General features: G+C 70.7%; 19 protein-coding genes. 12 read left to right on the top strand and 7 right to left on the bottom strand.

Going from position 1 to position 18,948, the window contains the following annotated elements:
- Positions 1 to 275 precede the first annotated feature (275 nt).
- Positions 276 to 620, top strand: coding sequence for a hypothetical protein (locus GFH49_RS23485; RefSeq protein WP_155058052.1), 345 nt, complete (start codon positions 276 to 278; stop codon positions 618 to 620).
- Positions 621 to 940: 320 nt separating this feature from the next.
- The gene (locus GFH49_RS23480; RefSeq protein WP_230396454.1) at positions 941 to 1,285 is read left to right on the top strand and encodes a hypothetical protein; all 345 of its coding nucleotides are present in this window, start codon (positions 941 to 943) and stop codon (positions 1,283 to 1,285) included.
- 71 nt (positions 1,286 to 1,356) lie between these two features.
- Here GFH49_RS23480 and GFH49_RS23475 read toward each other — a convergent pair whose 3' ends face one another.
- From GFH49_RS23475 to GFH49_RS23465, 3 genes are all read right to left on the bottom strand, one after another.
- The gene (locus GFH49_RS23475) at positions 1,357 to 1,698 is read right to left on the bottom strand and encodes a hypothetical protein (protein ID WP_155058162.1); all 342 of its coding nucleotides are present in this window, start codon (positions 1,696 to 1,698) and stop codon (positions 1,357 to 1,359) included.
- 266 nt (positions 1,699 to 1,964) lie between these two features.
- A complete protein-coding gene (locus GFH49_RS23470) occupies positions 1,965 to 2,258 on the bottom strand; it encodes a hypothetical protein (RefSeq protein WP_155058051.1) in 294 nt (97 codons plus the stop codon).
- Positions 2,259 to 2,574: 316 nt separating this feature from the next.
- Positions 2,575 to 3,066, bottom strand: a complete 492-nt coding sequence (locus GFH49_RS23465; protein WP_155058050.1) for a hypothetical protein — start codon at positions 3,064 to 3,066, stop codon at positions 2,575 to 2,577.
- A gap of 412 nt (positions 3,067 to 3,478) precedes the next feature.
- Between GFH49_RS23465 and GFH49_RS23460 the strand changes: the two genes are divergently transcribed.
- The 6 genes from GFH49_RS23460 to GFH49_RS23435 all read left to right on the top strand — a co-directional run bounded on the left by GFH49_RS23460 (position 3,479) and on the right by GFH49_RS23435 (position 9,066).
- On the top strand, positions 3,479 to 4,246 hold the full coding sequence (locus GFH49_RS23460; protein ID WP_155058049.1) for a hypothetical protein: 768 nt from the start codon (positions 3,479 to 3,481) through the stop codon (positions 4,244 to 4,246).
- A gap of 62 nt (positions 4,247 to 4,308) precedes the next feature.
- Positions 4,309 to 4,581 (top strand): hypothetical protein, encoded by a 273-nt coding sequence (locus GFH49_RS23455; protein WP_155058048.1) that lies wholly within the window; start codon positions 4,309 to 4,311, stop codon positions 4,579 to 4,581.
- A 133-nt stretch (positions 4,582 to 4,714) separates the two neighbouring features.
- On the top strand, positions 4,715 to 5,983 hold the full coding sequence (locus GFH49_RS23450; protein WP_155058047.1) for a WS/DGAT domain-containing protein: 1,269 nt from the start codon (positions 4,715 to 4,717) through the stop codon (positions 5,981 to 5,983).
- Positions 5,984 to 6,006: 23 nt separating this feature from the next.
- On the top strand, positions 6,007 to 6,285 hold the full coding sequence (locus GFH49_RS23445) for an acyl carrier protein (RefSeq protein ID WP_155058046.1): 279 nt from the start codon (positions 6,007 to 6,009) through the stop codon (positions 6,283 to 6,285).
- The gene (locus GFH49_RS23440; RefSeq protein ID WP_155058045.1) at positions 6,282 to 7,490 is read left to right on the top strand and encodes a beta-ketoacyl-[acyl-carrier-protein] synthase family protein; all 1,209 of its coding nucleotides are present in this window, start codon (positions 6,282 to 6,284) and stop codon (positions 7,488 to 7,490) included. Before GFH49_RS23445 ends, GFH49_RS23440 begins: the two co-directional genes overlap by 4 nt.
- Positions 7,491 to 7,626: 136 nt before the next feature.
- Positions 7,627 to 9,066: a wax ester/triacylglycerol synthase domain-containing protein gene (locus GFH49_RS23435; protein WP_230396453.1), complete on the top strand. Its 1,440-nt coding sequence runs from the start codon at positions 7,627 to 7,629 to the stop codon at positions 9,064 to 9,066.
- Here GFH49_RS23435 and GFH49_RS23430 read toward each other — a convergent pair.
- Positions 9,002 to 10,966, bottom strand: coding sequence for a heavy metal translocating P-type ATPase (locus tag GFH49_RS23430; RefSeq protein WP_155058044.1), 1,965 nt, complete (start codon positions 10,964 to 10,966; stop codon positions 9,002 to 9,004). The two genes, GFH49_RS23435 and GFH49_RS23430, sit on opposite strands and share 65 nt — an antisense overlap.
- A gap of 151 nt (positions 10,967 to 11,117) precedes the next feature.
- Between GFH49_RS23430 and GFH49_RS23425 the strand changes: the two genes are divergently transcribed.
- From GFH49_RS23425 to GFH49_RS23410, 4 genes are all read left to right on the top strand, one after another.
- The gene (locus tag GFH49_RS23425; protein ID WP_230396452.1) at positions 11,118 to 11,552 is read left to right on the top strand and encodes an ArsR/SmtB family transcription factor; all 435 of its coding nucleotides are present in this window, start codon (positions 11,118 to 11,120) and stop codon (positions 11,550 to 11,552) included.
- 111 nt (positions 11,553 to 11,663) lie between these two features.
- The gene (locus GFH49_RS23420; protein ID WP_155058043.1) at positions 11,664 to 12,800 is read left to right on the top strand and encodes an ABC transporter ATP-binding protein; all 1,137 of its coding nucleotides are present in this window, start codon (positions 11,664 to 11,666) and stop codon (positions 12,798 to 12,800) included.
- A gap of 227 nt (positions 12,801 to 13,027) precedes the next feature.
- On the top strand, positions 13,028 to 13,474 hold the full coding sequence (locus tag GFH49_RS23415; protein WP_155058042.1) for a hypothetical protein: 447 nt from the start codon (positions 13,028 to 13,030) through the stop codon (positions 13,472 to 13,474).
- Between the two features lie 64 nt (positions 13,475 to 13,538).
- Positions 13,539 to 14,279 carry a nucleotidyltransferase family protein gene (locus GFH49_RS23410; protein WP_155058041.1) on the top strand — a complete coding sequence of 247 codons (741 nt, stop codon included), beginning with the start codon at positions 13,539 to 13,541 and terminating at the stop codon, positions 14,277 to 14,279.
- 129 nt (positions 14,280 to 14,408) lie between these two features.
- Here the strand turns inward: GFH49_RS23410 and GFH49_RS23405 are convergent, their stop codons facing one another.
- The 3 genes from GFH49_RS23405 to cysS all read right to left on the bottom strand — a co-directional run bounded on the left by GFH49_RS23405 (position 14,409) and on the right by cysS (position 18,723).
- Positions 14,409 to 16,043, bottom strand: a complete 1,635-nt coding sequence (locus GFH49_RS23405) for a DoxX family protein (protein WP_155058160.1) — start codon at positions 16,041 to 16,043, stop codon at positions 14,409 to 14,411.
- A 223-nt stretch (positions 16,044 to 16,266) separates the two neighbouring features.
- The gene (gene rlmB, locus GFH49_RS23400; protein ID WP_155058040.1) at positions 16,267 to 17,208 is read right to left on the bottom strand and encodes a 23S rRNA (guanosine(2251)-2'-O)-methyltransferase RlmB; all 942 of its coding nucleotides are present in this window, start codon (positions 17,206 to 17,208) and stop codon (positions 16,267 to 16,269) included.
- A gap of 99 nt (positions 17,209 to 17,307) precedes the next feature.
- The gene (gene cysS, locus GFH49_RS23395; protein ID WP_155058039.1) at positions 17,308 to 18,723 is read right to left on the bottom strand and encodes a cysteine--tRNA ligase; all 1,416 of its coding nucleotides are present in this window, start codon (positions 18,721 to 18,723) and stop codon (positions 17,308 to 17,310) included.
- Positions 18,724 to 18,948: the final 225 nt, after the last annotated feature.

Here is an 18,948-nt window from a genome sequence, read left to right as displayed (position 1 = left end):
AGGGCGACCTGGTCCGGCCATCCGCCGTTTCGGCAAACGGGTGACCGCGCCCGACCACCCGTGACTCCCCCTCGGGGAACCGTCGTTGCCACAACAGCACCCGCTCTCCCACCCCCTTCAAGTCCACGACACAGGCGGACGAAAGGGGTGCCTCGGCATGAGCCGACACGACACACAGAAGGGCAATAGATCCCAAATTGCTACGGTTCGCTTGTATATGCTCACACTAAGTAGTCAACCCAGGGCATCGAGCCCCGGAAAGAAAGGTCAATTCAATGCGCAAGTTTCAGCGCGTTGCGGTCGTAGCCGCAGCGGTCGCAGGGCTGTCCGCCTTCGGTGCGGGCGTCGGCACGGCCTCCGCCCACGAGGGCGGCTGGGACGGACCGGACATCACCGCGGTGGCCACCTCGCAGGCCAACGCCGTGGCCACGTGGGGCGCTCCGCACGGAAAGCACTCCGCTCCGCACCGGGCTGCCGCGCCGGAGGCCGCTCCCCAGGCCGCTCCCCAGGCCGCTCCTCAGGCCGCCCCCCAGGCCGCTCCGCAGTACGCCCCGTACGCCCCGCAGTACGCCGCGCCGGAGGGCTTCGGCGAGTACTCCGCTCCGTACATCGCCAAGTAAAGAAGTACCGAGGGTTCGATGCGCGAGTTTCAGGGCACTGTGATTGTCGCCGTGACGACGGCGGGGCAAGCGGCTCCGTATTCCGCGCCACATTGAGCCCCCAAGGCCGTTTCGCAGGCATATCGCCTCGGAGCGTCACGGCAGGCGCATCGAATTCCATCGGAACACTTTATGCACATCACACGATGTGAAGGCAGCCCGGACGCGCGGCAAACCCACCAGGGTGCGCGCCCGGGCTGCAGCAATGCCATCGTCGGACGCGGCTGATATCACGTCGGACGATGGCTCTGGCATTTCGGATCCGCAAAGGAACGCAGCACATGATCGGTCGACAGAAGATCGCAACCATCTCGGGGCTCGTCGGAGCTCTCGCCGTGCTCTACGGCGGTGCCGGGCAGGTGTACGCCGCAGTGCCCTCGAATGATTGCAAGACCTCCCCCCAGGGCGACATCACGTGTGTTCGCAAGAGCGAGACCGTCCACAAGGGAAAGGACGGCACTGTCGTCCAGCAGATGCACGACTGCTCGACGACCGAACGGCCGCGCCTGGCGTTTCCCCAGCAGGGAATGGTGAACAGCGGCACCATGAAGGTCGGACCGGTCGTGGACTGCTCCAACAACGCGGAGCTGCCCAAGGGGTTCAAGCTGCCTAAATTCGACTTCTGAGGCGCGATCGAAAAAATGCCGGACCGGGATTTCTCCCGGTCCGGCATTTTTTCAGGGGAAGGGATTAGCCCTTACTTGCCGCCGAAGCTGTTGTTGCAGCCCATGGACGAGCCCAGGCCGGTCTCCTGCGCGCCCGGGTTGCCCTCGCCGTTCAGCAGGTTGCCGGCCGCGCCGTCGAGGATGCCGACCTGGCCGAGGACGCTGACGTTGGCGTCGTGCGACTTGCAGGTGGTGCTCTGCGCGACGTTGAGGGTCGGACTGCTCTTACGGGCGCCGTGGTGGCTGCCGTGGTGGCCCCGATCGCCCGAACTCCAGCCGCCCGGGCCCCCGTCGGCCTGGGCGGTACCGGCACCCAGGAGCCCGACGCTGCTGAGAGCGGCGACCAGGACGGCGGCCTTGCGGAGCTTGTGCATGTTCATCTCCGGTGGAGTGAAGGGGTGCGATCTGTAACAGATCGACTTCGTACGATTACAGAGGGTAATAGGAAGAATTTCGAAGGACTCCGCGGCACGCCGAATTCGAGGAATTCTCACCGCCTTGGCCGATGGTCGGGAATTCCATTTACTTAATGATAAATAGCAATATCGGTGCGGCGTAAAAAAGGTCCCGGCACCGGGCCTGAGGCTCGGTGCCGGGACCTGCTTTCCGGCTGTCGGCCGCCTACGCGACCGTCACGCGATCAGAACGCGCTGTTGTTGCAGCCCATGGACGAGCCGAGGTGGGTGTCCTGGCCACCGGCGTTGCCCTCGCCGTTGAGCGCGTTGCCCAGCAGGCCGTTGAGCAGGCCGACCTGGCCGAGAACGTCCAGGTTCAGGTCGTGCGACTTGCAGTTGGAGCTCTGCAGGACGCTGAACTTGCCCCCGTCCTTGCCGCCGTGACCGTCCTGACCGTTGGCGCTGGCGGTGCCCGCGCTCAGGATCCCGACGCTGCCGAGGGCGACGACCACGACGGCGGCCTTGCGAAGCTTGTGCATGTCATCTCCGGTGGAGTGAGGTGTGGGTGCGATCCGCGAGAGATCGACTTCGTACAGTTACGGGAGATTAATACGGAAGTATCCCAAGATGTCCGGCGACGCGCCGGGTTTCGTGATCGCGTGACGGAAGCACTCTGACGCCGCATCACATACGAACGGGCCCTTGAGGAAGGCAATCCTCGAAGGGCCCGTGCGGGGCGGCGATGTTCACCGGGCCCGGCGAAGTCCTCGCCGGGCGACTCGGCCTGGAGATCGCCCTGTTCGAGCGCCGACCCCGTGCTGGTGGGCGCGGGCGATGAGAATCCCGTCGATATCCCTAGCGGGTGGTGGTGGCGCGGGCGTGGGCGAGGGAGTTCGCCTGGCTGTTGGTCTGACCGCACTCGATGCCGCGGTTCTCGGCGGCGGCGAGCACGGCGACCGGGACAGCCGCGTTGAGCAGGGACTGCGGGCTGCACTCCTGGGACGGGCGGAAGAGGTTGGTCTGGCCCACCTCACCCTGCCCCGGGCCCGTGTGCGGGGCCGCCTGAGGGGAGATGTTCGGGCTGAGCTTCGGGTTGAACTGGGGGTTGACCTGCGGGCTGACATCGGCGCCCCGCGTCGGGAGTGCCATCCGCCGCGGGGACGACGGACCGGAGTTCTGCGATGTGGCCTGGGCCGAGGTCATCGAGGTGGCCTGGGCGTCCTGCTGCGAAACGGGCGGCGGGGCACCGTTGTACGCCACAGGGGCGGAGTAGCTGGGGCCGGCGCCGACGGTGGACAGACCTCCGGCTGCTGCGACGACGAGCGCGACCTGGTGAAGCTTGCGCATGGAACCTCGGCCCTTCATTGACCTGTGCACGGAACGTATTGAAATGCTGATGACCACTGCGGCTGTTGCAGGAACGAGCCAAGTGCGCGGCCGGTCACGTGAGTCGGGGTGTGGTCACCCGTTTGCTGCCACGAAAATACAGACCCGATAATCCGACCGATGGCAAATGAGTGACGGCTTTTCTCACCCCGTGACCGGGCCGGGGGTCATTTCGTTGCCAGCTGAGAGAGGGCAGCGATCATGAATCAGAGAGGGCAATTGGGATCCGCTGTCGGCTCCAGCGTGAAGTCCACATGACAGCCCAGGAGTTACCCCTGTTAGGGCGCAGCACGAACATCAGACTGAGCGCACGCAAAACTGCACTGAATACAACGGATTTTCCCTGTACAGGTAATGAAGGGCCGAGGGTTCCATGCGCAAGCTTCACAAGGCCGCGCTCGTCGTAGCAACGGCCGGCGGTCTGTCCGCCATCGGCGCCGGCGTCAGCCATGCCGACGCTCCCGGGTACGGCGGGTTCTCCGCGGCGCCTCCTCCTCCCTACTACCCGGCGCCGCAGTACTACGCCCCGGCACCCGCCCCCCAGTACCAGGCACCCCCGCCGCAGTACTACGCCCCGGCACCGGCCCCCCAGTACCAGGCACCCCCGCCGCAGTACTACGCCCCGGCACCGGCCCCTCAGTACCAGGCGCCCCCGCCGCAGGCCACGGCCGTGGCTCGTTCCACGGGCACGGCGGAGGTCAGCGGTCCGCCCTCCTACACCCAGCCGGCGCCCCACTACGCACCTCCGGCACCCGCTCCTGCCCCGGCCCCGGGCCCGCAGCACAGCGGTCAGGCCTCCGCCTTCGCCGCGTCGACGGGCAACGCGCATGCCTCCAGCTCGCCGTACGGCTCGCAGCAGGCGCCCGCCCAGCAGGCTGAGGTCGGGCCGCAGGTCTCCCCGCAGACGGCGCCGCAGGTCACTCCGAAGGTCGCCCCGCAGCTCGACGTACCCCAGGTCTTCGAGCCGGAGCCCGCGCCGCGGGTCGCTCCGCAGGTGAACCCGCAGTTCAACCCTGAGGTGAACCCGCTCATCAACCCGCTGATCGCGCCGACCGGCGGCACCCCGCAGGTGCCCGGGCTCGGCCTCGGTCAGGTCGCGGCGCCGCCCGTGGGCCAGCTGGGTCTGCCCCGACTCGGCTGATCGCCTCACCGCAGTTCGTCATTCCGCTCGTTCAGTTCATCCGCTCGTTCAACGGAGAAGAAATGCGCAAGCTTCAGAAGGTCGCTCTCGTGGGCGCCGTCCTCGGCAGTGTCGGCTCCTTCGGCGTCAGCCCCGCCGTCGCACACGGGCCGGGCAACGACTTCGACGTCAACCAGAGCATCGAATGCCGCTCGCACGACATGAACATCGACATCCTCGGCAGCGTCGGCGCCATCAACGGCGCGCTGGGCAACGCGCTCAACGGCGAGGGGAACCCGGGCGCGCAGCCCACCGACCTCGGTTCGGACATGGGCTGCAACAGCGAAGCGTTCTGAGCAGTCCGTTTGAACCGTTCGGAACCGTGACGGCACCGGATGTTCTTCCGAGCGCACGGATCGGCCTCGCAGTCCAACGCCCGCACCATCACGGTGCGGGCGTTGGACGAGGAAGGGTATGGCGACCTAGCGCATGAGACTGTCCTGTGCCGACGAGATGCTGCTGTTCAACGGGTGTCCGGGAGTTGTCGGCCTGGCGGCGGTCTTCGCCGGTGAGCCGCCCGATGTGGATCGGGTGCGGGCCCGTGTCGCCGAGCGGTGGACGGGTCTGGAGCGGATGAACTGCCTGCTCGACCGTCCGGCGGGCAGCTCAGGGACGGCTCGCCGGATGCCGTTCGGGCGGGCGGGAGGCGCGCGGTGGGTCGTACCGGGGCCGTTCGATCCCGACGTACATGTCGTCCTGGCCCGGCACAAGTTGGACGACCTGTGGGCGCGGAGCGTGGACCGGCCGCTGGCCGACGGGGCGCCGCCGTGGCGGCTCCACGTGGTCCCGGACGCGGTGTACGGCGGCTTCGCCCTGGCGCTCGTGGCGCAGCACGTGCTGCTGGACGGGCGCTCGCTGGCCACGTTGATGCGCTCGTTGATGGACAGCCCTTCGGCGGTGAGGGCAGCGGCCCGGCCGGCGCCGCTGTCGCGTTCGGGGCTGCGAGCGGCGGGCCGGGAACTCAGGGTGATGACGGCCGCGGGACAGGCCCTGCCGTCGCCGGGGCGGACGTACTCCTCGGTCGCGGTGAGCGCGCTGTCCGCGCAGACGGTCAGGGCCGCCCGTCGGCAGCCTGCCGACGGGCGGGGCTCGACGCTGAACGAGCTGCTGGTGGGCGCGGTGGCCGGGGCCGTGCGGGATCAGTACGGTCCCGTACGGCGGTGGCGGCAGCGGGATGAACCCGTGTTCACGGCCGTGCCGTGTGATCTGCGCACCCGGGCCGATCCGGACGAACTCGGCAATGCCCTCACAGTGGTCCGGGTGCCGTTGCCCGTCGACGTGGAGGATCCCGTGGCGCGGCTGCGGGCGTGCCGGACCGCGCTGGCCGCGGTTCCCGCACGGGCCGCGGTCCACGCCACCGTGCTCTTTCCCGCGGCGGAAGCGGCACGGCGGACCGGCCCATGGGTGACCGGACTTCTCACCAACCGCGGTCGCCACTCCTGCTTCGCGGCGACCGCGACCACAGCCGTCAAGTGGCCCGGCGGGCCGAGCACGTTCCAGGGCCACGCGCTCGTGCGCACGGTGGGGCTGCCGCCCCTGCACCACCCGGGCACCGCCAGCTTCGCGCTGACCCAGGCAGGGGACGCGGTCACGCTCACCGTGGTGTGCAACCTGCGCCCGGACGACGCGAGACGGCTCGCGGACGCGGTCGTCACGGAGTTCGAGACATGGGCTCGGACGCCGACGCCCTCACTGTGAGCACCAGGAAACGGAGAAGTTGCATGGACGTGGAACACGTGGACGTATGGGAAGCGCTGCGCCCGCTGTGCGCGCGGGTGATGTCGGTGCCGCTGGAGGCCGTCGTGCCGCAGGCCCGGCTGGTCGCCGATCTGGGCGCCGACAGCCTGGACATCACCGAGTTGCAGGCGGCGTCGGAGGACGAGTTCGGGGTGTCCCTGCGCGGAACCGACACCTCCGGAGTGTCCACCGTGGGTGATGTCGCCGACCTCATCGTGGGGCTGCGCACCCACGCCGGCAACGGCCCCCTCGCCGCCCGGTGACGCCCCGTCACGCCGTCGCCGTCACGGGCCTGGGGGTCCGCTGCGCGGCCGGAGCGACCCCCGCCGCGCTGTGGGCGAGTCTGCTGGAGTGCCGTTCGGCGACGACGCTGCATGCCTTCGACGACGAGGGCACCGTCGTATACCCGGCCGGTCCGGTGACCGGCTTCGATCCGAGCGGACAGCTGACGCCCAAGGAGGTACGGCGGGCCGACCGTTCGGTGCAGTTGGCGGTGTGCGCGGCGATGGACGCCGTGGCGGACGCCGGAGGGCTGCATGTGCCGGCCGAGCGGCGGGCGGTGGTCACCGGGACCGGCTACGGCGGGGTGATCAGTCAGGAGAACGGCATCGGACGGCCCGATGTGCTGTACGCGTCACGGCTGATGCACAACGCGGGGGCCTACTGGGTCAGCGCCAAGCTCGGTGTCACCGGTCCCAGTCTGACGGTCTCCACCGCGTGTGCCTCCGGAACGCATGCGCTGGGTGAGGCGCTGCAGATGATGCGGGCGGAGGGCGCTGACGTGGTGGTGGCAGGCGGTCACGAAGCGCCGCTGACTCCCACGACCGCGCTGGCCTTCGGCCGGTCCGGCGCGATGGTCACCGAGTGCGAGGATCCCGCCGCCGCGTCCCGGCCGTTCGACGAGGGCCGGCGGGGCTTCGTCCTCGCCGAGGGGGCCGCGTTCCTGGTGCTGGAGCGGCTGGACCTCGCCCGCGCACGGGGCGCCCGGATCTACGCCACGCTCACCGGGTACGGACGTACCTCCGATGCCTACCACCTCACGGCGCCGCATCCCGACGGTGCCGGTGCCCGGGCGTGCATGGAGCAGGCGCTCGCCGACGCGGGCACGACGGCCGACGCCGTCACCCATGTGAACGCGCACGGCACCGGCACCCAGTTGAACGACCTCGCGGAAGCACGGGCGATGACCGCGCTGTTCGGCGCCGGCGGGGTGCCCGTGACCGCGCCCAAGGCGGTGACCGGGCATGCGCTGGGGGCGGCGGGAGCGGTGGAGGCCGTGATCGCGGCCTGGTCGGTGCATGAAGGGCTCGCGCCGCCTACCGCCCATCTCACGCGGCTGGACCCCCGATGCGAACTGGACGTGGTCACGGCCGAGCCACGCAAGATCCCGGACGGACCGGTGATCAGCAGCAGTTTCGCGTTCGGCGGCCACAACGCCTGTGTCGTGTTCGACTCACCCGACGGTTGAGCACCGAAGGCCGGGGCCAAGCGCTCCGCGGGCTGCGGCTGCGTCGACATGCGGCCGCGCCGCGGGACAGCGGTGTGCCGTCGGTCAACTGCGGCGTCATCGTGGCCGGTCGCTCCCCATCGCGGCGGAGCTGCCTATGGATACAGCCCCGCCCCCTTCGGGGCGCCGCGGAACCGCAGCCGACGTCACCGAGGCCGCTCAGGACGGCTGCACCACCGAGAACGAGAGGCTGTGGAACATGAGGCTGTCGGCCTTCGACGAGGGGCACCTGCGCAATGGGCTGCCGGGGACGATCGGCATCGCCGCGGTGTTTCCCGGAACGCCGTTCGACCTGGAGCAGGTGCGGTCCCGCGTCCGCGAGCGATGGGGCGAACTGGACCGGATGAGCCAGGTGCTGCGGCCCCCCGCCGGGCCGGCGGCGCTGTCGGGCCACCGGTGGTCGGCCGCCCGGCCCTTCGATCCCGCCGCGCACCTCACCGCCACGGACCAGGACCTGGCCTCCGTGCTGACGGCCGGCGTCGGTGACCCGCTGCCGTCCGAACGGCCGCTGTGGCGGCTGCTGGTGATCCCGCGCGCCACCCCGGCGGGCGAGCACGCCATCGTGCTGCTCGCCCATCACGCGCTGCTGGACGGCAGATCCCTGGAGACGCTCTTCCGGATGCTGATGGACGGCGCCGTACCGCCGTCCGCGCTCGCACCGGCTCCGGAGGCGGGGCAACGCCCGCGCATCAAAGCGGCCACCATGTTCCGGGAGTTGCACCGCATCGGGGTCCCCAGCCAGCCCCTTCCGCCGGCGCCCGCCGACGGCATGCGGCCGTCGGTGGCCATGGTCGGACTCGACCCGCAGACGATGCGCACGGCCCGCCGCCAGCCGGCCGGCGGGCGGGGAGCGACGCTCAACGAACTCCTCCTGAGCGCCTACGCCGGCGCCCTCCGCACCTGCTACGGGCCGCTGCGGTGCTGGCCGAAGGGACCGGCCCCCCTCTACGCCACGGTGCCGGTCGACCTGCGCAGCCGCCACACCGCAGGGCAGCTCGGCAACGGCGTCACCGTGCTGCGCATCCCGCTGCCCGTCGACGTCGCGTCCCCGGTGGACCGCCTCCAGGCGTGCCAGGACCTGGTCGCCGCGCTGCATCGCCGCTGCGACGCGCACCGCGCGATCCTGCCCGCGCTGCAGGCCTCCGCCCGGACCGTGCCGTGGCTGGCCGAGGTGATGGCCAAGCGCCTCGCCCGCCCCGAGATCACCACCAGCCTGTGCACCGCGTTCAAATGGCGCGACAGCCCCAGCCGGTTGTACGGCCGTCCCCTGTCACGCATCGTCCCCCTGCCGCAGCTGTCGCCGCCCGGCACGGCGAACCTCTGCCTCGTCCACACCGCCGACGCCTACACCCTCACCGTCGTCAGCCATCTGCGTGCCGGTGACGCCGAGATGATCGGCGCTGCCGTGGCGCAGGAGCTGCAGGCGGTGGCGGCGTCCGGTGCCCTCGCCACGCGTCGTACGGAGCCGCGGCTCAGTGCCCCGACGCACGCTCCGCCCGCTGCCACGCCGCCTCCCGCAGCAGCCGCAGACCGTTGAGCCCGACCAGCACGGTCGACCCCTCGTGCCCCAGCACACCGAGCGGCAGCGGCAACGTCCCCGCCAGGTCCCAGGTGACCAGCGCCGCGATGAACACCCCGGCGACCACCAGGTTCTGCACCACCAGCCGCCGGGCTTGCCGTGAGAGGGCGATCACCGCGGGCACCGTGGTGAGTTCGTCGCGGACGATGACCGCGTCGGCCGTCTCCAACGCGAGATCCGAGCCCGCGCGCCCCATCGCGACACCGGAGTGGGCGGCGGCGAGCGCGGGGGCGTCGTTGACGCCGTCGCCCACGACCATCACCGTGCGGCCGGCGGCCTGAAGTTCCCTGACCGCGGCGACCTTGTGCTGAGGGAGCAGCCCGGCGCGTACGTCGTCGATGCCGACCTCGGCGGCCAGACGGGCGGCGGCGCGCGGGTTGTCACCGGTGAGCAGCACGGGCTTGGTTCCGGTGAGGTGCGCGAGCGATGTGATCGTGGCCGTCGCGTCCGGACGCAGGCGGTCGGCGATGCCCAGCACTCCGGCCGGGGCGCCGTCGACGGTCACCAGGACCGCCGTACGGCCCTCTTCCTCCAGTCGTACGACCGGGGCGGCCGGGTCACCGGCGCCGTTCAGCAGGCGTGCCGGGGTGCCCACGGCGACGATGTGGCCGTCGACGCCCGCGGTGACTCCGACGCCCGGTGTGGAGTCGAAGTCCTCGGTGTCCGGCAGCGTGAGCCCTCGTTCGCGTGCCGCGGCCACGATAGCGCGGGCCAGCGGGTGCTCGCTGGGGTGCTCGGCGGCTGCGGCCAGGGTGAGCAGGGCGGCGGCGTCGAGGCCGGAGTCCGTCAGCGGGGTGACGTCGGTGACGCGCGGCGTGCCCTCCGTGAGGGTGCCCGTCTTGTCGAGGGCGACGGTGTCGACCTGGCCCAGGCGTTCCATCACGACCGCCGACTTGACCAGGACACCGTGGCGTCCGGCGTTGGCGATCGCGGACAGCAGCGGCGGCATGGTGGCCAGGACCACCGCGCACGGCGAAGCGACGATCATGAAGGTCATCGCGCGCAGCAGTGAGCCGGTGAGCGCGGCGCCGAGGGCGAGCGGGACGAGGAAGACGGCGAGGGTGGCGGCGACCATGCCGATCGAGTAGCGCTGTTCGACCTTCTCGATGAACAGCTGGGTGGGGGCCTTGGTCTCGGAGGCCTCCTCCACCATCCGTACGATCCGGGCGATCACCGAGTCGGAGGCGTCCCGCTCGACGCGGACGCGCAACGCCCCCGTGCCGTTGAGGGTTCCCGCGAAGACCTCGTCGCCGGGCTCCTTGGCGACCGGCAGTGGTTCGCCGGTGATGGTCGCCTGGTCGACCTCGCTCGCCCCGTCGAGCACGCGCCCGTCGGCGCCGACACGTTCGCCGGGGCGTACGAGGACGATGTCGCCGACCGTCAACTCCTCCACGGCGACGGTCTGTTCGCCGCCGTCGGCGGTGAGGCGGGTCGCCGTGGCGGGGGCCAGGTCGAGCAGGCCGCGGACCGAGTCGGCGGTACGGGCGGTGGCCAGGGCCTCCAGGGCGCCCGAGGTGGCGAAGATGACGATGAGCAGGGCGCCGTCCATGACCTGTCCGATGGAGGCGGCGCCGAGGGCGGCGACGATCATCAGCAGGTCGACGTCGAGGGTCTTGTCCCTGAGGGCCTTGAGGCCTTCCCGGCCGGGCTCCCAGCCACCGGTGCAATATGACATGGCATAGAGCGGGCCCCACGTCCACGCGGGGGCCCCGGCCAGCTGGAGCACCAGCGCCAGCAGGAAGAAGGCGGTGGCCGCGGCGGCCCAGCGGGCCTCGGGGAGGGCGAGGACGCGGGTGCGACGGCGTATGGCGTCCTGTGGCCGCGGTGGCGAGGCCGGCCGGGTGAGGGTGGAGGTCATGGGCGGCGTCCTTCACGGGGCATCACGGGGTACTTCACGAGGCATCACGGCGCGTCACGGGGCACTTCACGGTGTGCTGCGGGACCACCGTACAGGATTACATGAAGACGAATTCATGTGTTCATGTACGCGTCTCCGTAGGATGAAGGACATGGGCCACGGAGCTGACGCCAGGAACACCGCCACCGCGCGCGAACGCCTTGAGGCCGTGGGCGCCGCCGATGTGGCCACCACGCTGCAGGCCCTCGCCACCCCCTCACGGCTGCGGATCCTGGCCCGGCTGCAGGAGGGCCCGTGCGCGGCGACCGAACTCGCGGACGCCGTGGGCATGGAGCAGTCGGCCTGCTCGCACCAACTGCGGCTGCTGCGCAACCTCGGACTGGTCACCGGCGAGCGGCGCGGGCGCTCCGTGATCTACGCGCTCTACGACAACCATGTCGCCGAACTTCTCGACCAGGCCCTCTACCACGTGGAGCATCTGCGGCTGGGGCTGCGCGACACCCCGGTGGACGCCTTCGAAAATTTCGACGAAGTTCACAGGGCGCCGGGTAATGACAGAGCAGGTGAACGCCAGGTACCGTCCTGACCCAGTTCACCTGTCTGGACTACACCACCACGGAACCACCCGTAGTGGACACCACCTTCCTACAACGGATCGTCCGGCACGTTCCTGCCGGTAGAAGGGGGCCCATTCACCATGGCCACTGTCTCGTTCGACAAGGCGACCCGGATCTACCCGGGCACCGAGAAGCCCGCCGTCGACGGCCTCGACATCGAGATCGCGGACGGGGAATTCCTCGTTCTGGTCGGCCCGTCCGGCTGCGGCAAGTCCACCTCGCTCCGGATGCTCGCGGGGCTTGAGGACGTCAACTCCGGCGTCATCCGCATCGGCGACCGCGACGTCACGCACCTCCCCCCGAAGGACCGGGACATCGCCATGGTGTTCCAGAACTACGCGCTCTACCCGCACATGACGGTTGCCGACAACATGGGCTTCGCGCTCAAGATCGCCGGCGTGCCGAAGGCGGAGATCCGCCAGAAGGTCGAGGACGCGGCGAAGATCCTCGACCTCACCGACTACCTGGCCCGCAAGCCGAAGGCCCTCTCCGGTGGTCAGCGCCAGCGTGTCGCCATGGGTCGCGCCATCGTGCGTGAGCCCCAGGTGTTCCTCATGGACGAGCCGCTGTCGAACCTCGACGCCAAGCTCCGTGTCTCGACCCGTACGCAGATCGCGTCGCTGCAGCGCCGCCTCGGCATCACCACCGTCTACGTCACCCACGACCAGGTCGAGGCCATGACGATGGGCGACCGGGTCGCCGTGCTCAAGGACGGCCTGCTCCAGCAGGTCGACTCGCCGCGCAACATGTACGACCGCCCGGCCAACCTCTTCGTCGCCGGCTTCATCGGCTCCCCCGCCATGAACCTGGTCGAGGTCCCGATCACCGACGGCGGTGTGAAGTTCGGCAACAGCGTGGTGCCCGTCAACCGCGAGGCGCTCAGCGCCGCCGCCGACAAGGGTGACACCACCGTGACCGTCGGCGTCCGCCCCGAGCACTTCGACATCGTCGAGCAGAACGGCGACGCCGCGACGTCCCTGACGAAGGACACCGAGGACGCCCCGGCGGGCCTCGCCGTCTCCGTGAACGTCGTCGAGGAGCTGGGCGCCGACGGCTACGTCTACGGCAGCGCCAAGGTCGGTGACGACCTGAAGGACCTGGTCGTCCGTGTCAGCGGGCGTGCAGTGCCGGAGAAGGGCGCCACGCTGCACGTCGTGCCGCGGCCGGGCGAGACCCACGTGTTCTCGACCTCCACGGGCGAACGTCTCTCCGACTGACGCCTCGCGCCAAGGACAGTAAGCACAACACCGGGTAATTCACCCAGGTTGACGAAGAGGGCCCCGCAGACTGCTGCGGGGCCCTTCTCGCTGTCGACAAATACCCCGGCAGACCGGTCATTTCGAGCACTGTGCGTCAACGCCGTACCCAATTCGAGGCGGCTCGCTATCCCCCGAACCGGTGACTGAATGTCGCCAAATCATTACCTGACGCTACTCTCACTCGCGTGAAGCACTCCACTACCCAACAGACGCGACGCGGCCGGGGCCCCGCCCGCCGGATCGGCCGCTCCCTCGCCCTCGTCCTGCCCGTCGTCCTGGTGCTCTCCGGGACCCTCGCGGTCACCCGAGTCAACTGGTCGGGGAACTCCTCGAACTCGGTGCTCACCGCGTCCTCCGAGGACCTGGCCGCGCCCGCCAAGAAGCGCGCCCCCCAGGACGTGCTGCGCGAGCAGCTCCTGACCGAGCTCCAGGAGAAGGACCCGGGCATCGCGCTCACCCACCTCCAGCAGGCGGTCAACGACCGCCCGTCGCTCGCCAAGCACTGCGCCTCCCTCGCCCGCGAACTCGGCCGCGCCGCGGTCCGCGTCTACGGCGCCAACCGGGCCCAGTCCTTCTCCCGCCCGGTCTGCGACACCTCGTTCGCCTCGGGGGTCGCGGCCGCGCACAGCTGACCGGCGGCGGTTGCCGTCAGCAGCGGCAAAAAAAGGGGCGCGGGACGCGACGTACAGTTCGGTCATGACCGATCCGAACGCCGCGTCCCGCCCGGTTCAGGCCGTCGTCCTGGCCGGGGGCCAGGGCTCCCGGCTGCGCCCCTACACCGACGACCGGCCCAAGCCGATGGTCGAGATCCCCGGTACGGGGACGCCGATCATCGGCCATCAGCTTGTCTGGCTCGCCGAGGAGGGCGTCACGGACGTGGTGGTCAGCTGCGGCCACCTCGCCGGCGTCCTGCAGAAGTGGCTGGAGTCGGCGGAGCTTCCCGTGCGGGTCACGACCGTCGTCGAGACCGAGCCGCTCGGCCGCGGCGGGGGCCTCAGGTATGCGGCAGCGCATCTTCCGCACCCAGAGCAGCACTGGTACGCCACCAACGGCGACATCTGGACCCGGTTCTCACTGCGCGACATGGCCGACTTCCACGCCGAGCGGGACGCCATAGCGACGCTCGCGCTGGCCCGGCCGCGGATTCCGTGGGGCGCGGTGCGGACGGACGGCTTCGGTCACATCACGGACTTCATCGAGGCGCCGCCGTCGACCTTCGAGATCAATGCGGGTGTGTACGTCTTCTCTCCCGAGTTCGCCGGGATGCTGCCGGAACGGGGGGACCATGAGCGGACGACGTTTCCGCGGTTGGCTCGCGAGCGGCGGCTGGCGGGGTTTCCTCTTCCGCAGGGGGCGTACTGGCGGGCCATCGATACGGCGAAGGATCTGACCGAGGCGGCGGAGGAGCTGCGCTCGCTGCGGGGTGGGGGCGCGTAAGTTGTGCGCCGGGTGCGGGTTTGTGAGGGCTGGTCGTGCCCACGCGGCGGAGCCGCATATCGACACAGCCCCGCGCCCCTGAAGGGGCGCGGGGAACTGCGTACCTCGAAATGTTCAGCCAGTGAGCTACTAGCCCAGCAAACCGCCCACCAAGCCCGGTTCTTCGGGGGCGGTGTCTCCGCCGCCGGTTCCGCCCGGGGAGCCGGTGGTGCCGCCTGAGGTCGGGCCGGTGCTGGTGCTCGGGGCCTCGTCGGCGGGGGCCGGCTGTTGGGGTGGGGCCTGGGCGCCGGTGCCGGTGCCCTGGGTTTGGCTGGGGGAGCCTGGGAGGGTGCCGGTGTCGCGGGTGGCGCCGGGGGTGGTCGCGGCGCCGGAGGGGCTGGCCGTGCCCGAAGTGGCGCCCTGGGTGGGCGGGTTGGAGGCGCTCGGGGTGCGTTCCCGAGCGCTGGTGCCGGGCTGCTGCGGGAGCGGGGAGCCCGGCAGTTCGTTGCGCGGGGCCTCGCCGGGGCCGGGGACGACCACGCGGTCGGCGTCGCGGACGGCGCCGCCGAGCAGCGAGCCGACGAGCAGGGTGAGCCCGGTGACGACGACGGTGACGAGGGCGCCGCGGCGCAGGACGTAACTGCGCAGCTCCCAGATGTCGGCGCGAGGGCCGAGGCGGCGCCAGGCACTGCCGCCGAGGCGGCCGTCGATGGAGTAGACGGGGGCGCCGGCGATGATCAGCGGGGACCAGGCGGCGAGGTAGATGATGTCGGGGGCGTCGTAGGCGGGGACGCTCTTCCAGCTGACGGTGACGAGCAGCGCGGCCGACAGCAGCGCGCCGACGACCGCGGCGACCCGCTGCCAGCACCCCAGGACCGTGAGGACGCCCACGATGACCTGGAAGAAGGCGATGACGAGGCCGGAGCCGACGGGGTGCTCAAGGGCGAACTGGCGCAGCGGCTCGGCGACTTCCCATGGGTGCAGGGTGTTGAGCCACTTGGTCATGGAGCCGCGTTTGCCGCCGTCGAAGTAGACGGGGTCGCAGAGCTTGCCCATGCCGGCGTAGATGGAGATGAAGCCGAGGAAGATGCGCAGCGGAAGCAGGACGACGCCGAGGTTCATCCGGCGGCCGGGGTAGTAGGCGTGCCGGGCCGGGTCGTCGCCGTGGCGCTTGCCCGGCGCGTCGGTGTCCGGCTCGTCGTCGTCCTCGTAGCCGTAGTCCTCGTCGAACCGCGCGCGCTCGTAGGCGGGTTCGTCGTAGGCGCTGCCGGCCGAGCGCATCTGTGGCAGGAGCCGGGTCTCGCCGGCGTCGGGGCCGCGCTGGGCGCCGACGACCGGGGTTTCGAGGGTCTGCTCCGTGAGGCCGTCGTAGCCGTGCGGGTAGCCGCCCTGGTCGATGCGCGGGATGACCTGGGTGGCTCCCGCGGCGTCGGAGGCGGGCTCCTCGCCGTGCCGGACGCTGCCGCCGCGCACCGCCTGGAGCAGCCGGTGCGCGCCGGTGTCGTCCGGAGCGGACTTCCCGCTCCAGACGACGGGGGTACGGCGGCGGGTGCCGGGGCCGGAGGCGGCGGGGATGCGGGCGGTGTCCTCGGTGGCGCGCAAGTGCCGTGCGACCCGCGGCGACTGGGTCCGCCGGGTCGAGGCCCCCAACTGCACGCGGAAGCTCACATGATTGACGATGACCTGCGCCGGATCGCTCGGCACCTTCACCATGCTCAGCGCGGGAGCGTCGTCGTATCCCGACGAGCGGTCCCCCGTGGGTGTGCGGGGTGTTCTGGTGTCCACACTCAACTAACCGAGTGACATGGAGTTAGGACACTGCTTTGACTCGCCGGAAGTGTCCGGACCGCGTCAAGGTTGTCCTGGACGCCGGGATTACCCCGCACGGGCGAGCCGGTGGACGCGTGTTCAGCCGCGGCCTCTCTTGTCCGCCGCCCTGGCGGCTTCGCGCTTCAGGCGGCTGTGCCGGCCTCCTGCCGACGGGCTCCCCCGCCCGCCCGTGCCGGTGTCAGACCCGCCGCCGGGCCGCCTCGTACAGCACGATGCCCGCCGCCACACCGGCGTTGAGGGACTCGGCGCCGCCCGGCATGGGGATCCGTACGCGGAAGTCGCAGGTTTCGCCGACGAGTCGGGACAGGCCCTTGCCCTCGCTGCCGACCACGATGACGACCGGGCCACCCAGGGCCTGAAGCTCGCCGAGTTCGACCTCGCCGTCGGCGGCGAGGCCGACGACCACGATGCCCGCCTTCTTGTACGACTCCAGGGCGCGGGTGAGGTTCGTGGCGCGGGCGACCGGGGTGCGGGCGGCGGTGCCCGCGGACGTCTTCCAGGCTCCGGCGGTCATGCCGGCTGCGCGGCGCTCCGGTACGACGACGCCGTGGCCGCCGAAGGCGGAGACGGAGCGGACGACGGCGCCCAGGTTGCGCGGGTCGGTCACGCCGTCGAGGGCGACGATGAGCGGGTCCTCGCCCTCGTCGGCGGCCTCGGCGGCGAGGTCCTCGGGGTGGGCGTACTCGTACGGCGGGACCTGGAGGACGAGGCCCTGGTGGTTGAGGCCGTTGGTCATGCGGTCCAGCTCGGGGCGCGGCGCCTCCATGAGGTTGATGCCGCCGCGCTCGGCCGCGAGCTGGAGTGCCTCGCGGACCCGCTCGTCGTTGTCGATGAACTGCTGGACGTACAGCGTGGTGGCGGGCACGCCCTCGCGCAGCGCCTCGACGACGGGGTTGCGGCCGACGACCAGCTCGGAGGTGGACCTGCCGCCACGGCCGCGGGGCGCGGGACGCCGTACCGCCTGCTTCGCCTTGGCGTTCGCGATGCGGTTCTTCTTGTGGCCCTTGCGCATCTCGGCGGGCGGGGTCGGCCCCTTGCCCTCCAGGCCCTTGCGCCGCTGGCCGCCGCTGCCGACCTGCGCGCCCTTCTTGCCGGACATGCGGCGGTTGTTGGCTGCCATGACCTACCTGTCTGTCTCGGGGCACGCCGGAGCATGCGTATGTGCGTATATGCAGTGTGCCGCCCGGACGGCCGGGCGGCACAATCGATCAAGAAAGGCTCAGCGCGGACCGAGCGTCCAGCGCGGACCCGCCGGGCTGTCCTCGATGGCCAGTCCCGACTGGTTGAGGTGGTCGCGGATGGCGTCGGCGGTGGCCCAGTCCTTGCGGGAGCGGGCCGCCTCGCGCTGGTCGAGGACCAGGCGTACGAGGCTGTCGACGACGCCGCGCACGCTTTTATTGAGCACAGTCTCACCCCGGCCGCTCTCCCCGGCCCAGTGCGGGTCGAGCGGGTCCAGGCCGAGGACGCCGAGCATGGCACGGACCTCGGCGAGGCGGGCCACCGCGGCTTCCTTGTCGTCGGCCGCGAGCGCCGAGTTGCCCTGCCGGACGGTGGTGTGGATGACGGCGAGCGCCTGCGGGACGCCCAGGTCGTCGTCCATCGCCTCGGCGAAGGCGAGCGGCACCTCGGGCGCGGGGCCGACGGCTTCCCCGGCCAGTTCGACGACGCGCTGCACGAAGCCCTCGATCCGGGCGAACGCCGACTCGGCCTCCTGCAGGGCCTCCTCGCTGTACTCGATCATCGAGCGGTAGTGCGGGGTGCCGAGGTAGTACCGCAGGACGATGGGCCGCCAGTGCTTGACCATCTCGGAGACCAGCACCGAGTTGCCGAGCGACTTGGACATCTTCTCGCCGCTCATGGTGACCCAGGCGTTGTGCAGCCAGTACCGGGCGAACTCGTCGCCGTAGGCCTTGGCCTGGGCGATCTCGTTCTCGTGGTGCGGGAAGATCAGGTCGAGTCCGCCGCCGTGGATGTCGAAGGCGGAGCCCAGGTACTTGTGGGCCATCGCCGAGCACTCCAGGTGCCAGCCGGGGCGGCCGCGTCCCCACGGCGTCTCCCAGGTCGGCTCGCCGGGCTTCGCCGCCTTCCACATGGCGAAGTCACGCGGGTCGCGTTTGCCGGTCTCGCCCTCGCCCGAAGGCTGGAGCAGGTTGTCCAGCTCCTGGTTCGACAGCTGGAGGTACTCCGGGAAGGACCGCACGTCGAAGTAGACGTTCCCGTCGGCCTCGTAGGCGTGGCCGCGCTCGATGAGGCAGCGCATCATCTCGACCATCTCGGTGATGTGGCCGGTGGCGCGGGGCTCGTACGTCGGCGGCAGGCAACCGAGGGCGCGGTAGCCGTCGTTGAACGCCCGCTCGTTCTCGTAGCCGATCGACCACCAGGGGCGGTCCTGGTCGGCCGCCTTGGCGATGATCTTGTCGTCGATGTCCGTGACGTTCCGGATGAACGTCACGTCATAGCCGCGGTACTCGAACCACCGGCGCAGGATGTCGAAGTCGAGCCCGGAGCGGATGTGCCCGATGTGCGGTGCGGCCTGCACGGTGGCGCCACACAGGTAGATCGAGACACAACCCGGCGTGAGCGGGGTGAAGTCACGGATCTGCCGGGCGCTGGTGTCGTACAGGCGAATAGTCACGTGTCCAAGGGTAGTGGGCGGACGGGACTGCACCGTGCAAAGGACGGCTGCTCTCGGGCGGTCGCGGAACTTCCGCGGAGATTCAGCCCCTCCGACGGTCGCGGAGATTCAGCTTCTCCGGCGTTTGAGGAGCGGGGGTCCCGGGGCTGGCCCCGAACGGGTTCAGGGGCGAAGCCCCTGGTGGGGTCGAAGGGGCGAATCCCTGGGACCGGACCGGACCGGACC

It is taken from the genome of Streptomyces blattellae, assembly GCF_009709555.1.
GTDB classification, from domain to species: Bacteria; Actinomycetota; Actinomycetes; order Streptomycetales; family Streptomycetaceae; genus Streptomyces; species Streptomyces blattellae.
This window is presented reverse-complemented; position numbering and strand designations above follow the sequence as displayed.

Coding starts and splice junctions, on each gene's coding strand:
- GFH49_RS23460 (WP_155058049.1), top strand. CDS start 3,479: ATGCGCAAGCTTCACAAGGCCGCGCTCGTCGTAGCAACGGCCGGCGGT.
- GFH49_RS23480 (WP_230396454.1), top strand. CDS start 941: ATGATCGGTCGACAGAAGATCGCAACCATCTCGGGGCTCGTCGGAGCT.
- GFH49_RS23445 (WP_155058046.1), top strand. CDS start 6,007: ATGGACGTGGAACACGTGGACGTATGGGAAGCGCTGCGCCCGCTGTGC.
- GFH49_RS23420 (WP_155058043.1), top strand. CDS start 11,664: ATGGCCACTGTCTCGTTCGACAAGGCGACCCGGATCTACCCGGGCACC.
- GFH49_RS23465 (WP_155058050.1), bottom strand. CDS start 3,066: ATGCGCAAGCTTCACCAGGTCGCGCTCGTCGTCGCAGCAGCCGGAGGT.
- GFH49_RS23450 (WP_155058047.1), top strand. CDS start 4,715: ATGAGACTGTCCTGTGCCGACGAGATGCTGCTGTTCAACGGGTGTCCG.
- GFH49_RS23455 (WP_155058048.1), top strand. CDS start 4,309: ATGCGCAAGCTTCAGAAGGTCGCTCTCGTGGGCGCCGTCCTCGGCAGT.
- GFH49_RS23425 (WP_230396452.1), top strand. CDS start 11,118: ATGGGCCACGGAGCTGACGCCAGGAACACCGCCACCGCGCGCGAACGC.
- GFH49_RS23475 (WP_155058162.1), bottom strand. CDS start 1,698: ATGCACAAGCTCCGCAAGGCCGCCGTCCTGGTCGCCGCTCTCAGCAGC.
- GFH49_RS23410 (WP_155058041.1), top strand. CDS start 13,539: ATGACCGATCCGAACGCCGCGTCCCGCCCGGTTCAGGCCGTCGTCCTG.
- GFH49_RS23435 (WP_230396453.1), top strand. CDS start 7,627: ATGGATACAGCCCCGCCCCCTTCGGGGCGCCGCGGAACCGCAGCCGAC.
- GFH49_RS23470 (WP_155058051.1), bottom strand. CDS start 2,258: ATGCACAAGCTTCGCAAGGCCGCCGTCGTGGTCGTCGCCCTCGGCAGC.
- rlmB (WP_155058040.1), bottom strand. CDS start 17,208: ATGGCAGCCAACAACCGCCGCATGTCCGGCAAGAAGGGCGCGCAGGTC.
- GFH49_RS23430 (WP_155058044.1), bottom strand. CDS start 10,966: ATGACCTCCACCCTCACCCGGCCGGCCTCGCCACCGCGGCCACAGGAC.
- GFH49_RS23485 (WP_155058052.1), top strand. CDS start 276: ATGCGCAAGTTTCAGCGCGTTGCGGTCGTAGCCGCAGCGGTCGCAGGG.